General features: G+C 48.2%; 13 protein-coding genes. 10 read left to right on the top strand and 3 right to left on the bottom strand.

Going from position 1 to position 14,326, the window contains the following annotated elements:
- Positions 1–31: 31 nt before the first annotated feature.
- On the top strand, positions 32–292 hold the full coding sequence (gene atpC / locus ICL07_RS10735; protein ID WP_188087899.1) for an ATP synthase F1 subunit epsilon: 261 nt from the start codon (positions 32–34) through the stop codon (positions 290–292).
- Positions 293–818: 526 nt separating this feature from the next.
- Here atpC and ICL07_RS10730 read toward each other — a convergent pair.
- Positions 819–1,376 (bottom strand): YqgE/AlgH family protein, encoded by a 558-nt coding sequence (locus ICL07_RS10730; RefSeq protein WP_246485003.1) that lies wholly within the window; start codon positions 1,374–1,376, stop codon positions 819–821.
- Between the two features lie 458 nt (positions 1,377–1,834).
- On the opposite strand from ICL07_RS10730, the gene ICL07_RS10725 reads away from it, so the two are divergent.
- Both ICL07_RS10725 and ICL07_RS10720 read left to right on the top strand, forming a co-directional pair.
- On the top strand, positions 1,835–3,196 hold the full coding sequence (locus ICL07_RS10725; RefSeq protein ID WP_188087898.1) for a sensor histidine kinase: 1,362 nt from the start codon (positions 1,835–1,837) through the stop codon (positions 3,194–3,196).
- A gap of 16 nt (positions 3,197–3,212) precedes the next feature.
- Entirely contained in the window at positions 3,213–4,025 is an 813-nt protein-coding gene (locus ICL07_RS10720) for a HesA/MoeB/ThiF family protein (RefSeq protein ID WP_188087897.1), read from the top strand.
- A gap of 192 nt (positions 4,026–4,217) precedes the next feature.
- Here the strand turns inward: ICL07_RS10720 and ICL07_RS10715 are convergent, their stop codons facing one another.
- A complete protein-coding gene (locus ICL07_RS10715; RefSeq protein ID WP_188087896.1) occupies positions 4,218–5,132 on the bottom strand; it encodes a S66 peptidase family protein in 915 nt (304 codons plus the stop codon).
- Positions 5,133–5,260: 128 nt separating this feature from the next.
- On the opposite strand from ICL07_RS10715, the gene metG reads away from it, so the two are divergent.
- The 7 genes from metG to lpxB all read left to right on the top strand — a co-directional run bounded on the left by metG (position 5,261) and on the right by lpxB (position 14,091).
- On the top strand, positions 5,261–7,387 hold the full coding sequence (metG, locus tag ICL07_RS10710) for a methionine--tRNA ligase (RefSeq protein ID WP_188087895.1): 2,127 nt from the start codon (positions 5,261–5,263) through the stop codon (positions 7,385–7,387).
- A gap of 199 nt (positions 7,388–7,586) precedes the next feature.
- Positions 7,587–9,986 (top strand): 3-hydroxyacyl-CoA dehydrogenase/enoyl-CoA hydratase family protein, encoded by a 2,400-nt coding sequence (locus ICL07_RS10705; protein ID WP_188087894.1) that lies wholly within the window; start codon positions 7,587–7,589, stop codon positions 9,984–9,986.
- A gap of 105 nt (positions 9,987–10,091) precedes the next feature.
- The gene (locus ICL07_RS10700) at positions 10,092–10,985 is read left to right on the top strand and encodes an ATP-binding cassette domain-containing protein (protein ID WP_188087893.1); all 894 of its coding nucleotides are present in this window, start codon (positions 10,092–10,094) and stop codon (positions 10,983–10,985) included.
- Positions 10,982–11,767, top strand: a complete 786-nt coding sequence (locus tag ICL07_RS10695; protein ID WP_188087892.1) for an ABC transporter permease — start codon at positions 10,982–10,984, stop codon at positions 11,765–11,767. Before ICL07_RS10700 ends, ICL07_RS10695 begins: the two co-directional genes overlap by 4 nt.
- 84 nt (positions 11,768–11,851) lie before the next feature.
- Positions 11,852–12,628, top strand: coding sequence for a 5'/3'-nucleotidase SurE (gene surE / locus ICL07_RS10690; RefSeq protein WP_188087891.1), 777 nt, complete (start codon positions 11,852–11,854; stop codon positions 12,626–12,628).
- Between the two features lie 33 nt (positions 12,629–12,661).
- On the top strand, positions 12,662–12,964 hold the full coding sequence (locus ICL07_RS10685; protein ID WP_188087890.1) for a hypothetical protein: 303 nt from the start codon (positions 12,662–12,664) through the stop codon (positions 12,962–12,964).
- A gap of 17 nt (positions 12,965–12,981) precedes the next feature.
- A complete protein-coding gene (gene lpxB, locus ICL07_RS10680) occupies positions 12,982–14,091 on the top strand; it encodes a lipid-A-disaccharide synthase (protein ID WP_188087889.1) in 1,110 nt (369 codons plus the stop codon).
- 20 nt (positions 14,092–14,111) lie between these two features.
- On the opposite strand, the gene ICL07_RS10675 is transcribed toward lpxB, so the two are convergent.
- The gene (locus ICL07_RS10675) at positions 14,112–14,282 is read right to left on the bottom strand and encodes a DUF6728 family protein (protein ID WP_188087888.1); all 171 of its coding nucleotides are present in this window, start codon (positions 14,280–14,282) and stop codon (positions 14,112–14,114) included.
- Positions 14,283–14,326 lie beyond the last annotated feature (44 nt).

The following is a 14,326-nucleotide window of genomic DNA, read 5'->3' as shown; positions in this document are numbered from 1 at the left end:
CCATTTACCAATCACCATTCACGATCATAACATGCTATTAGAAGTATTAACACCAGAAAGAAAATTATATGCAGGCGAAGTGTACGGCGTACAACTGCCCGGCATTGACGGTTCTTTTGAAATACTGGATAAACATGCGCCCTTAATCGCTGCGCTCGGAAATGGTAAAATGAAAGTGCTGAAAGATAAAAACCACAGCGAATTCTATACTATCACCGGCGGTTTCGTGGAAGTGCTGCGCAACAAGGCTACTGTGCTCGTAGAAGGTGCGGTAGCAGTGGAGAAAAAATAACATACTACCAGTAAGTATATATCTCTTTTAAAAATGACAGGCCGGGTAAGATTACCCGGCCTTCGTTTTGTCCTAACTATTCCAATCTTAGAAGACCCTTAACCAGGCAGGAATACCGGCCGGGATTTCCGCAAATCCTCACTTCTGTACAATACATCCCCGCACGGACCAACATTGCTGTCAGACCGCAGTTATGCATGCACATCCATGAAGCAGCCCTTTCACAGGCTGTGTATATTACCTAATGAATAATGCGTTTGTCGTTTGTTGATATATTTTCCTTCTATCGTTGTCTCAGGTAAAGTATTCGGGCATCTGTCTTCTGAAGGTATAAATGCTTTTCATAGGTTGCCTTCATAGGTGTATTCTATCGGTTGTTCTTACCTGAACTTTAACGGGTTATTTTGTATTGATACTTTAGCAAGATATTTAATTTGTTGCAAAAAAAGCCATTCCTTTTTGTTCCTTTTTGTACAAAAAGACACCACCGAAGTACATCTGCTTCGCTTTCAGAATATTAGCTCGCTTAATTTAGGGAAGGATCAATGGGAAAATTTGCCATCATGGCGAAATTACTGCCAAGATTTCTAAGTGCCAGCTGCCAAATTTGCTGCTCTTTGGGCTCAAATACTAATGAAGGGGTGCTTTCCGACGGTATCCACGACTTTTCCTTCAACTCCTCCTCCAACTGACCACCCGTCCAGCCTGAATAACCAATGAAAAACTTGATCTTCCGCAAATCCAGCGCTCCTTTGTTGATTAACTCCACTACATCGTCAAACCGGCCACCCCAATACACTCCCGGTACCACCTGCATACCACCCTGTATCTGGTCTGGCAACTGATGCATGAAATGAATCGTATCTACCTGTACCGGTCCCCCGTAATACACCGGAATACCAGGATAAATCACATCCGGAATCAGCGAATCCAGGGTCTGGTCAAATAACCTGTTGATAACGAAGCCAAAACTGCCCTTTTCGTCATTTTCACACAAGAAAATAACCGTGCGCGCAAAATTCGGGTCTTTAAGAAAAGGATCAGCTATAAGCAAAATACCGGGCGCCAGACTAACCATAAGCATACGTTTTGTTCGCTAACCAAATTTAATTAATTGATTACAAAGCAGGAAAGAAATAAAAGAGGAAAACTGAAACTGTTAGGAAGGGTAACAAAACTCATTGAAAAAGAAGAAAATAAAAAAAGGAGGCTAGAAAACCTCCTTACCATTTTATCAACCAAAATCTAAATCGCTTATGGAACGAATCCACGTCGATGTATGTAGAAAGTTTAATTACTTTGTTATAATTGTTACTAATCAAATTTAGTACCAATTCTGTATAGCAAAGGTAAGAAAAGTCGCATTAATAAAATCAGAGATCCCCCGTTAAAATTACGTTAAAGTAATATTGTATTGATGTTAACAGACCAGCAGCCGTTTGTAACTATTTAATTTTGTATCATAGTTGCTATAGCAAACATCTTTTTTAACAATATAAAATATACCAGGTTAAGTATATTTAAGGCCTTGACCAGACTTACATGATACCACTAAAGAAAATTTTCCCCGTTATTGTTGTCCTGATCACTTTGTCACTGCTGGGTATTATCTATATCCAGGTGAGCTGGATCAGGAACGCAATTGCTATCAAAAAAGAACAGCTGAATGAACAATCCACCAAAATGGCGGGGGATGTTCAAAAGGAAATGGTAACTACCCGGCAGTCCTATACAATGTTCCGCCTCAGAAAAAACCAGGAAACTGCCAAAAACTTCGGACTTGATATCAAAGGAGAATCCTACGTACCTCCTATGAGCGCTGTCTATGATAATCCCCAAAAACTGAGAAAACTCATCCAGGACAAAATGGGGAAAAACCACCTCGACCCCAATCACTTTGAGTTCGCTATCCTGGGACCTATACAGGGTATCGGTTCACAGCTGAGAGTACATTCGGCCAATTTTGAAACGGCCTACCGGGAAAATATGGAAGACAGCGCCAGTGAACGGAAACGATACCATATTATACACGTCATACTGGATGACCTGAACAACTTCGGCCCTGATACGGAAACCCTGATGATTATTACACCCGTTGCTGACGATTCCATCACCCGGCAGCTGGGTATCATGATCACCGGCAGCATCCTGTTCACGATCATCATTATCACGGCTTTCGCACTCACCGTACGCACCCTGCTGAACCAGAAAAAACTGTCGGAAATAAAGTCAGACTTCATCAATAACATGACCCATGAGCTGAAAACACCGCTGGCGACGATCTCCCTCGCCATCGACGCTATCGGTAATGAAAAAGTCATGAGCAACGCAGATAAAATCCGCTATTTCTCCGGTATCATCAAGGAAGAAAACAAACGGATGAATAAACAGGTGGAAAGTATCCTGCAATCTGCCCTGCTGGAAAAAGATGAAATAGGCCTGAAACTCCAGGCGATGGACGTACACCAGGTCATCCGCAATACCACCGATAACCTGCAACTGCAGCTGGCAGGCAAAAACGGGGTGGTAGACCTGCAGCTGGATGCCATTAACCCGGTGATTATGGCTGATGATGTGCATTTCTCCAATGTAGTGTTCAACTTGCTGGATAACGCCATCAAATACTCGAAAGAAGACCTGGAGATCAAAATACAAACGTACAATACCCGTAAAAGCCTGTTTATCATCATTACAGACAACGGTATCGGTATGAGCCGGGATACTATTTCCCGTATCTTTGAGAAATTCTACCGCGCCCATACCGGTAATGTGCACAACGTAAAAGGTTTCGGCCTCGGCCTCACTTATGTAAAGGCGATTGTAGATGCCCACAAGGGAAAAATAAAAGTGGAAAGCACGCTGGGCAAAGGCAGTAAGTTTACCCTCGAGTTTCCACAGGAATAGATAAAAGAACCAGCGTATGAACTTAAGTGAAAAAGAACTGCAGCATTTTAAATACCCTATCGCCGTACCCGGCGTAGGTATCGACATGCAGGATAAACTGAAAAGCGCCCGTATACTGGTGGTTGGCGCCGGCGGCCTCGGCAGCCCTGTCCTGCAATACCTCAGCGCCAGCGGAGTAGGGGTGATCGGTATCGCTGATTACGGCGTTATTACCGATGAAGATATGCACCGTCAGCCTATCTACCAGATGCAGGATATCCGTAAACATAAAGCCAAAATGGCGGCCAGCCGTTTATGGGCGGTGAACCCGTTTACCAAACACTATCCCATGCTGGTACAGGCTAAACCGGAAAATATCGCCCTGTTGCTGCCCGGCTTCGATCTGGTGATCGATTGCTCCCAGCACCTGCCCACCCACCTGTTGCTCAATGATGCCTGTGTGAAACATAACCTCCCCCTCGTAATGGGAGAAGTACACAACTGGCAGGCCTGGTACGGTGGCTTCAATATGCCCATGCCCGATGGCAGCACCTCCGCCAGCTACCGCTGCGCATTACCCCTCACCGAAGAATACGGCAACTTCGACGCCGGAGCCATGGGAGCTACCCACGGCGCTACCGGGATGCACATCGTGCTCGAAGTGCTCAAATACCTCATGGACGTGCCCGGAGGCCTCGCCGGTAAACTATACGGCAAGGACTATCTGCACAACCTCACTACCGTACACGACCTCGTTCCCAATGCCGAAGTACTGGAAAATACCCGCACCGCCGGTATCCTCACGGCTGATGAGTATGGATTGGAGGTTGTGCCGGATGTGGAAGACTAACTGTGATAGTCATGATTTTTGCTGATTTCGCTGATTCGCGAAGATCTGAGCGAAGATTAAAAAATGCCGGAACTACCGGTAATCAATAAAAAAGCACCCGATACGGGCGCTTTTTTATTGATATGCTTAAATTATCTGCTGTTAGCTCCGCGTTTTATCTTCGCGAATCAGCGAAATCATTCGTCCAGGGCTTTAGCCCTGGGTTTCCTTGAGGGTCGATTTCAATTCCCCCACCTTCAACTCATGCTTTATTCCCAGTTTCAGTGCATAGTTCTCCGGCTGATGCCCGCTCGGGAAGCCGAAACACACAGGATAATCGTATTCTTTCACCATATTATGGATGATTTCATATTCTGTCTGACCAAAAGGCTCGGTAGTTTCCTTACCATCCGTAAAGGAACCTACTACCAGACCGGCGAGTTTGTTGAGCCAGCCGGCGCGTTTGAGGTTGTACATCATCCGGTCGATGTTATAGCGGTATTCCCCGATATCTTCCAGCAGGAGGATTTTATCCCTGGTATCGATCTGGGAACGGCTACCGGAAGCATTGGCCAGCAGGGACAGGTTGCCGCCCACCAATAGGCCGGAGGCGTTGCCTTCCCGGTTTAGGGTATGCGAAGCCGTAGTATAGCGGTAAGATTTGCCTTTCAGTACCGCCGCCAGGCTGGCTACGTATTCATTATCAACGGTTTCGGGCGTAATACCGCTACACATCAGGGAATGCACGGTAGGGATGCCATAACGTTGATGGATATGTGCATGCAGGGTGGTAACGTCGCTATAGCCGCAGAGCCACTTGGGATGTTTGCGGAAACGGGTGAAATCAAGTTTGTCCAGGATACATACCATGCCATAACCACCGCGTCCGAACACGATCGCTTTTATTTCAGGGTCGTCCAGCATGTCCTGTAGTTCTTCCAGCCGGAGCTCGTCCGGTGCGGAGAAATTATGAAAACTGGTTCCTACCGTAATGCCGAGATGCACGCGGTAGCCCCAGGATGACAGCACACCGGCGGCATATTCTGCCGCTTGTTGCTCCATTTTACTGCTGGGGCACATCACTCCAATCAGATCGCCTTTTTTCAGATATGGCGGAATTTTTACCATTGTACTTTTGTTTACCTTTGCAGACTAGTGAATATTTTTACTATTCACGGACTAAGGTGATAAATTGTTTGGTGATTCCAAAAACAAAAACAGGAAAAGAAATTTATTTAAGCATTCTTTAAGATAGTATGGGAAATTTTAACAGATATCTAATAACTGCGGCGTTACCTTATGCCAATGGCCCGGTCCATATAGGCCACCTGGCCGGCTGTTACCTGCCTGCAGATATTTACGTGCGTTATCTGCGCGCTAAAAAAGCAGATGTGAAATTTATTTGCGGTTCCGACGAACACGGGGTACCTATCACCATCAAGGCGATGAAGGAAAACGTAACTCCCCAGGATGTGGTAGACCGTTATCATAAAATTATCGGCGACAGCTTCGCCGCCATGGGCATCTCTTTCGATATTTTCGCACGCACCAGCGCTCCCATACACCATACTACTGCGTCCGACTTTTTCCTGAAGATGTATAACGATGGCCTCTTTGAAGAAAAAGAATCAGAACAGTACTTCGACCCGGAAAAAGAAGTCTTCCTGGCTGACCGTTATATTGTAGGCACCTGCCCCAAATGTGGAAACGATAAAGCCTATGGTGACCAGTGCGAACGCTGCGGCACTTCCCTGAGCCCGGATGAACTGATTAATCCGCACTCTGCCCTCAGCAATGCCGTGCCCGTGAAGAAAAAAACCAAACACTGGTACATGCCTCTCCAGAATTATGAGCCATGGCTGAAAGAATGGCTGCTGGAAGGTCATAAGGAATGGAAAAACAACGTGTATGGCCAGTGCAAAAGCTGGCTGGACGCGGGCTTGCAAAGCCGCGCCATGACCCGCGACAGCAACTGGGGCATTAAAGTGCCGCTGCCGGATGCAGAGGACAAAGTACTGTACGTATGGTTCGATGCGCCGATCGGTTATATCTCCGCCACCAAAGAACTCACCCCCAACTGGGCCGATTACTGGTGTAAGGAAGATACCAAACTGGTACACTTCATCGGAAAAGACAATATCGTATTCCACTGCGTTATTTTCCCGGCGATGCTGAAAGCCCACGGCGGATTTGTACTGCCTGATAATGTACCGGCCAACGAGTTCCTGAACATCGAAGGGGAAAAGGTGTCCACCTCCCGTAACTGGGCAGTATGGATTCACGATTATATCAAGGATTTCCCCGATCAGCAGGATGTGCTCCGCTACGTGCTGTGCGCTACGGCCCCGGAAACAAAGGATAACGACTTTACCTGGAAAGATTTCCAGAATCGCAATAACAACGAACTGGTGGCTAACCTGGGCAACTTCGTAAACCGTACCATGGTGCTGACGCATAAGTTGTGCGGTGGTAAAGTACCTCGTTTCCATGAAGAGCTGGCCGATGACACCGACAGGGAAATGGTGGCTGCTTTCCAGTCCACCAAAGAAAGCGTGGAAGCCAGCCTGGAAGCCTACCGCTTCAGGGAAGCACTGGCTGCAGTAATGGAATTCTCTACCAAAGGGAATACCTACATGCAGAAAAAAGAACCCTGGATTTTAGCCAAGGCGATGGAAAATATCAAGACGGGTAAACCTGCCGGTAACTATACCGAAGCAGACCTGCCGGTATTGCAAGCCAGAATAGACAACTGCCTGCATATCTGTTTGCAGCTGATGGCTAACCTGGCGATCTTTACCCATCCGTTCCTGCCCTTCACTTCCCGGAAAATCTGTCACCTCCTGAAGGTGGTGGACCGTATGCTGGAATGGGAAAATGCAGGCAGCGCCAAACTGGTGAACGTTGGCTATTCCCTGCGCGAACCAGAACTGCTGTTCCAGAAAGTGGAAGACGACAAAATCGCTGCCCAGGTGGAAAAACTGCATGCCGGTCTCGTGAAACCTGCTGCTGAAGCCACTGCCGCTCCGGCTGTAGCAGAAAAACCTGCCGCCCCGGCTAAACCGGAAATCCAGTACGATGACTTCGCCAAACTCGATCTGCGCGTAGGTACCATCATACAGGCCGAAAAAGTGGAAAAAGCGGATAAACTGCTTAAACTGCTGGTAGACATCGGTACGGAACAACGTACAGTCGTTTCCGGTATTGCCATGCATTTTAACCCTGCGGATATCATCGGCAAACAGGTAACCCTGGTGGCTAACCTGGCTCCCCGCAAAATGCGCGGTATCGAAAGCCAGGGCATGATCCTCATGGCGGAAGACAATGGTAAACTGGTTTTCGTGAACCCGGCGGAAGCGGTGGCTCCCGGTAGCGGTGTCAGCTGATCTCGCAAAGGCGCAAAGCAGCAAAGAGCGCAAAGATGATATAAGCGAATATAAGAAAGCAAAGGAGCGAAGATCAACTATTGGTCTTCGCTCCTTTGCTTTCTTATTAATCTTAAAATAAATCTTTGCGCTCTTTGCTGCTTTGCGCCTTTGCGTGAAAAAAAATCCTAAATTCAAGGATCATATAAAGGCTAAAGCTATGCAAAGACACATCAACAAAGTAGCCGTCCTCGGCTCGGGAGTAATGGGATCAAGAATTGCCTGCCACTTTGCAGGTATCGGCGTACAGGTTTTACTGCTGGATATAGCGCCGAAAGAGTTGAATGATGCTGAAAAGAAAAAGAACCTCTCGCCCGACAGCCCCGCCGTGAAAAACCGGATTGTAAATGATGCCCTGCAAGCTGCTATCAAATCAAACCCTTCACCGGTATATACCAAAGATGTGGTAAAACGCATCAAAACGGGCAACTTCACGGATGATATGAAACGTATCGCTGAGGTGGACTGGATCATCGAAGTAGTGGTGGAAAACCTGGATATCAAAAAAACAGTCTTTGAACAGGTGGAAAAATACCGCAAACCCGGTACCCTCATCACTTCCAATACCTCCGGTATTCCTATTCACCTGATGACGGAAGGCCGCAGTGAAGACTTTCAGAAGCATTTCTGCGGAACGCACTTCTTTAACCCGCCCCGCTATCTCCGGCTACTCGAAATAATACCGACACCACATACCGACCCGGCTGTCATCGATTTCCTGATGCATTATGGAGACCTGTACCTGGGTAAAACGACCGTGCTGTGTAAAGACACGCCGGCCTTTATTGCCAACAGGGTTGGGGTATACTCTATCATGGCCATTTTCCACATTATGCAGGAAATGGGCTTAGGCATCGACGAAATAGATGCACTCACCGGCCCGGTAATAGGTCGCCCCAAATCGGCCACCTTCCGTACCGCCGACGTGGTAGGTATCGATACCCTGGTGAAAGTAGCCAAAGGCGTGAAAGAAAACTGCCCCAACGATGAAGAAGCAGCCATCTTCGATATACCGCCTTTCTTACAGAAAGTAGTGGAAAACAATTGGCTGGGCGATAAAACAGGACAAGGGTTCTACAAAAAGACAAAGGGAGAAGGTGGTAAGGAAATTCTTACACTCAACCTGCAAACGATGGAATACGGGCCTAAACAGAAGCCTAAGTTCGCCGGCATCGAAGCCGCTAAACCGGTGGAAGACCTGAAACAACGCCTGCGTATGCTGGCGGCGGCCACCGATAAAGCCGGACAGTTCTATCAACAGTTCCATGCCCGGCTGTTTGCTTATGTGTCTCACCGCATCCCGGAAATAGCGGACGATATCTACAAGGTAGACGATGCCATGAAAGCCGGTTTTGGCTGGGAAATAGGACCTTTCGAAAGCTGGGACCTGCTGGGAGTGGAAGCATCCGTTAAGCTGGTGGAAGAAAGAGGACTCACCGTAGCGCAATGGGTGAAAGACATGCTGGCAAAAGGTATCAAGAGTTTCTACAAAGCAGAAAGCGGTAAGAAATTTTACTACGATATCGCAACCCAGGCCTATAAAGCCGTTCCGGGTGAAGGCGAATTTATCATACTGGAAAACTTCTCCAATAATATTGTCTGGAAAAACAGCGCCTGCAACCTGATCGATATCGGCGACGGCGTGGTGTGCTTCGATTGGAAAACCAAGATGAACACCATCGGCGGCGAGGTGCTGGAAGGGCTGAATAAAGCGGTAGACCGCGCTGAAAAAGACTTCCGTGGCCTCGTAGTAGGCAACGAAGGTACCAACTTCTCTGCCGGCGCCAATGTAGGCATGATCTTCATGCTGGCGGCCGAACAGGAATACGATGAGCTGGACATGGCTGTACGCCTGTTCCAGCGCAGCACCATGCGTTTGCGTTATTCTTCCATTCCGGTAGTGGTGGCGCCACATGCGCTGACACTGGGTGGCGGCTGTGAAATGGCGCTGCACGCCGATAAAATACAAGCGGCTGCCGAAACATACATCGGCCTGGTGGAGCTGGGCGTAGGCCTCATCCCCGGTGGCGGCGGCACCAAGGAAATGACCCTCCGTGCCAGCCTGGAATATAAGGAAGGCCGCATCGAGGAAGAACCACTGAAAGATTATTTCATGACCGTGGCCACGGCTAAAGTGGCGACTTCCGGTTTTGAAGGTTTCGATATGGGCATACTCCGTAAAGGACACGATGAAGTGACCATGAACGCTTCCCGCCTGATCGCCGATGCCAAACGCAGCGTGATAGCCCTCGCCGATGAAGGGTATACGAAGCCCGTAGAAAGAACAGACATCAAAGTGATGGGACGTAGCGCACTGGGCGCCCTGCTGGCAGGCGTGTATGCAATGCGCTTTGGTAACTACATTTCCGACCACGATCAGAAAGTGGCGAATAAACTGGCCTATGTGATGTGTGGCGGCGATCTCACAGAGCCTTCCTTTGTGAGTGAACAATACCTGCTGGACCTGGAAAGGGAAGCCTTCCTGAGCCTGTGCGGGGAACGTAAAACGCTGGAACGCCTGCAAAGCGTTATCAAAACAGGTAAGCCGGTACGTAACTAAGTAAATTCCTGTTATCAACATAAGGGAAATACAGGGGAGATTTCGCCATAAGATCTTTCACTGTGTTTCCCTTTTCTTTTATCATTTTAAAGCTCCTTTTTCCCTGTGTCAATTCTTTCTTTACAAAACATTTCAAAGAAATACGGCGCTGTACAGGCTTTGTCCGGTGTATCGTTCGACGTGCCGAAAGGCGCTGTCTACGGCATCCTCGGACCGAACGGCAGTGGTAAAACCACGCTGCTGGGCATCGTTACCGATGTGCTGAAAGCAGATACCGGCAGTTTTACGCTGTTCGATCAACCGGCTACTGCCCGGCAACGCCGGCAGATGGGGACTTTGCTGGAAACGCCAAATTTCTACCATTACCTCAGCGGATACCGTAATCTCGAAATAGCTGCGGCTATCAAACAACGGGGGCACGATGATATTGCCCGGGTGCTGCAGATTTGCGGGCTGACCGCCCGTCAGCACGCGGCTTTTAAAACATATTCTCTGGGCATGAAACAGCGGCTGGCCATTGCTTCGGTGCTACTGGGAGATCCGGATGTACTGGTGCTGGACGAACCAACCAACGGGCTGGACCCCTCCGGTATCGCGGAAGTACGGGAACTGGTGCGCCAATTGGCCGGCGCCGGTAAAACCATTATCCTCGCCAGTCATCTGCTCGACGAGGTGGAGAAAGTATGTACCCATGTGGCTATTCTGCGCAGGGGCCAACTACTGAAGTCCGGCAGCGTGGAGGCTGTCATCAGCCGGCACGATTTCCTCGAGCTGGCAGCGACGGACAACACTGCGCTGCAAACTGCATTGGCGGCCTATCCCGGCTGTACCAGTGCACAGCTCAACGGCAATGTGGTGGTAGCTGTATTCAATGATTCACCGGACGCCGCAGCGGTAAACCGCTACCTGTCGCAACAAGGTATTTGGCTGCAACACCTGCAGCTCCGCAAAAAGAGCCTCGAAAAAGCATTCCTGGAAATAACGAACGATCCCGCATGAAACAACTACTCTATACCGAATGGCTGAAGGTAAAAAATTACCGCACTTTCTGGATAATGCTGCTGGTGGCTATTATTATGATACCGGCCGGCAACTACGTACCGGCGCAGGTGATGTCTTCGCGTGACCTGGAGCAGGCCTCCAAAATGCTGGGCCAGTCTCCCTTTGGTTTTCCAACCGTATGGCAAACCGTGGCTAATATCAGCAGCTACATGACAGCTTTATTCGGATTGATGCTCATTATCCTCGTCACCAATGAATATACTTTCCGTACCAGCCGCCAAAATATCATCGACGGATGGGAACGCCGACAGTTTGTTTACGCCAAACTGGCCTGGGTGGTGCTTTTATCATTGATAGCACTGTTGACGGCTGTTCTCACCGCAGTGGTATTCGGATTCATTTATGGTAGCCAAAGCTTCAGCCTGGAAGGTTTCAGCTATATGTGGTATTACTGGCTGCAACTGCTATTGGCGCTGTGTATAGCCCTGTTGCTGGCGGTGCTGGTGAAAAGGACCGGTTTTGCCATGGCTATTTTCCTGGGATATATTATGATGCTGGAACAAACGCTGGTGCTGATCATCAAACGTGTTGCCGGTCCGCTTGGCGGCCTGCTGCCCCTGCAAACCGGTGATGAGCTCCTGCCTTTCCCGCTCGTGGGTAAAATGGTGGACTCCATGTCAACGCGGTATGATGACAGCGTTTATCTGATAGTGCTGCTGGGCTACATTGCACTGGCCATCTACCTGGTTTTCAGGAAAGTATTAAAATCGGATTTGTAAAAAAAGCTATATATTTCACATTCTTTTAAAGCGAAATGTTTGCGAGAGAGCTTAAATTTGTTGAGCAAAGCAAAAATGTGAAATATGGAAAAACAGGAACGCATCATATTAGTGACGAATGACGATGGCATAACGGCGCCGGGTATACGGGCTTTGATTGAGGCAGTGCGGCCGTTGGGGAAAGTAGTGGTAGTAGCGCCGGATAGCCCGCAATCGGGCATGGGGCATGCTATTACGATTGGCGTACCTTTGCGTTTGAACCAGGTTGATATTTTTGGAGATATAGAAGCATGGCAATGTTCCGGCACACCGGTAGATTGTGTGAAACTGGCCAGGGACAAGATATTGCACCGTAAACCGGATATCTGTGTAAGCGGTATTAATCACGGCGCCAATCATTCCATCAACGTCATTTACTCCGGTACTATGTCAGCTGCCATGGAAGCGGCTATAGAAGGTATTCCCTCCGCCGGGTTTTCTTTCCTGGAATACAGTTATGATGCTGATTTTTCGCTGCCCGCCAGCGTGGCCCGCGAAATGACGGAGAGAATACTGAATTCTGAACTGCCTGCCGGCAGCCTGTTTAATGTAAACATTCCGGTGGTAGACAAAAAGGATTTTAAAGGCCTGCGCCTTTGCCGTCAGGCAGATGCCAAATGGGTGGAGGAATTCGACGAACGCCGCGATCCGCATGGTAAAAAATACTACTGGCTCACCGGAGAATTTAAAAACAGGGATGTGGGAGAAGATACGGATGTATGGGCACTGGAAAATAACTATGCGTCTGTAGTACCGGTACAGTTTGACCTGACCAACTACCGGCTGATGAAAAAGCTGGAAGAATCCTGGAAGGAGTTCTAAAGAACAAAGGCAATTCGCCATTATAATAACCGTATGTTGAAAAAAGACAATCTTTCGTTAGGAATCATACTGGGGCTGCTCACGCCGCTGGTAGCGTTTTTCCTGTATTACTTTTTCCTCATCAGACCTCACAATAACGTAGGACTGGGACAGTTTTTCAATATCCTGAAAGACAACCATCAGATGATTCCCAAAATTGTAAGCATCTGTTTGCTGCTCAATGGATTGGTCTTTTTTCTGTACACCAGGACCCGGAAAGATGTTACTGCTAAAGGTATCTTTCTGATGACCATGCTGTATGCTATCGCCATACTGTTACTTAAACTGATCAGATAATTTTTAATCAACACCAATTGAAATATTATATTATAGCAGGAGAGGCGTCCGGTGATTTGCACGGCAGTAACCTGGTGAAACAGATGAAGCAGCAAGACCCGGCAGCGGATATACGTGGATGGGGAGGCGATATGATGGAAGCCGCCGGGGTGAATGTAGTGAAACATTACAGAGAACTGGCCTTCATGGGTTTTGTGGAAGTGGTGATGAACCTCCGCACCATCCTGCGTAATATGGAAACCTGCAAAAAAGATATCGCTGCTTTTAAACCGGATGTCCTGGTGCTCGTGGATTATCCCGGTTTTAACATGCGTATCGCTGAATGGGCGAAACAGCAAGGCATCAAAATAGTGTATTATATCTCTCCCCAGGTATGGGCCTGGAAAGAAAGTCGCGTAAAAAAGATCAGGCGCGATGTGGATAAGATGCTGTGCATCCTGCCGTTTGAGCAGGATTTTTACCATAAATGGAATTACGAAACGGAATATGTAGGTCACCCGCTGGTAGAAGTGATCAAGGCGGCCAAAGAAGAACCCGTGGAGCCGCTGTCCGACAAGCCTATTATAGCTGTGCTGCCCGGCAGCCGTAAGCAGGAGGTGAGTGTGAAACTGCCGATCATGCTCACTATGGCCAAACATTTCCCGGAATACCAGTTCATTGTGGCGCAGGCCCCCAGCCTGGACGACCATTTCCTCGAAAGCCTCACCGGACAGCATCCCAACGTGTCGATGGTGAAAGGCCAAACCTATAAATTATTACGCCAGGCCAAGGCTGCCCTGGTTACTTCGGGTACCGCTACCCTGGAAACAGCGCTCTTCGGCGTACCTGAGGTGGTTTGTTACAAAGGCAACCCCATCTCTTATTTCTTCGCAAAACGACTGATCAAGGTAAAATATATCTCACTGGTCAACCTGATTATGGACCGGTTGGTGGTAAAGGAATTAATTCAGCACGATCTGACAGAAGAAAACCTGCTGAAGGAATTAACCAACCTGTTGAAAGATGGCAAGCCCCGTCAGCAGCTGATGGCCGATTATGCTGAACTGTGGCATAAACTGGGCGAAAAAGACGCCAGTCGCCGTGCTGCCGAAGTAATCGTCAACTACGCTAAATCCGTAAATCCGTAAATCAAAAAATCGTAAATGATTTAGTGTTTTCTTATCAGCCGGATGATCATCACGATCAGGGCTATCAGGAAAACGATGATGGAGATGCGGTTCATGCCGTGCATCATCGCTACATAACGTGTTTTCGGCGCGTTCGGGTCTCCTTTGCCGATATAGAAGTATCTTAATATTTGCTGCCAGAAACGTTTCATACATCAAAGATCGCAAATCAAATGTTATTTTTGAAGCTGGCTGA

Source organism: Chitinophaga qingshengii (assembly GCF_014529935.1).
Lineage (GTDB): Bacteria > Bacteroidota > Bacteroidia > Chitinophagales > Chitinophagaceae > Chitinophaga > Chitinophaga qingshengii.
This window is presented reverse-complemented; position numbering and strand designations above follow the sequence as displayed.

Excerpts from the sequence above, each read along its gene's own strand:
- metG (WP_188087895.1), top strand. The coding sequence starts at position 5,261 with ATGGGAAATTTTAACAGATATCTAATAACTGCGGCGTTACCTTATGCC.
- surE (WP_188087891.1), top strand. The coding sequence starts at position 11,852 with ATGGAAAAACAGGAACGCATCATATTAGTGACGAATGACGATGGCATA.
- ICL07_RS10730 (WP_246485003.1), bottom strand. The coding sequence starts at position 1,376 with ATGCTTATGGTTAGTCTGGCGCCCGGTATTTTGCTTATAGCTGATCCT.
- ICL07_RS10695 (WP_188087892.1), top strand. The coding sequence starts at position 10,982 with ATGAAACAACTACTCTATACCGAATGGCTGAAGGTAAAAAATTACCGC.
- ICL07_RS10675 (WP_188087888.1), bottom strand. The coding sequence starts at position 14,282 with ATGAAACGTTTCTGGCAGCAAATATTAAGATACTTCTATATCGGCAAA.
- ICL07_RS10705 (WP_188087894.1), top strand. The coding sequence starts at position 7,587 with ATGCAAAGACACATCAACAAAGTAGCCGTCCTCGGCTCGGGAGTAATG.
- ICL07_RS10685 (WP_188087890.1), top strand. The coding sequence starts at position 12,662 with ATGTTGAAAAAAGACAATCTTTCGTTAGGAATCATACTGGGGCTGCTC.
- atpC (WP_188087899.1), top strand. The coding sequence starts at position 32 with ATGCTATTAGAAGTATTAACACCAGAAAGAAAATTATATGCAGGCGAA.
- ICL07_RS10725 (WP_188087898.1), top strand. The coding sequence starts at position 1,835 with ATGATACCACTAAAGAAAATTTTCCCCGTTATTGTTGTCCTGATCACT.
- ICL07_RS10720 (WP_188087897.1), top strand. The coding sequence starts at position 3,213 with ATGAACTTAAGTGAAAAAGAACTGCAGCATTTTAAATACCCTATCGCC.
- ICL07_RS10715 (WP_188087896.1), bottom strand. The coding sequence starts at position 5,132 with ATGGTAAAAATTCCGCCATATCTGAAAAAAGGCGATCTGATTGGAGTG.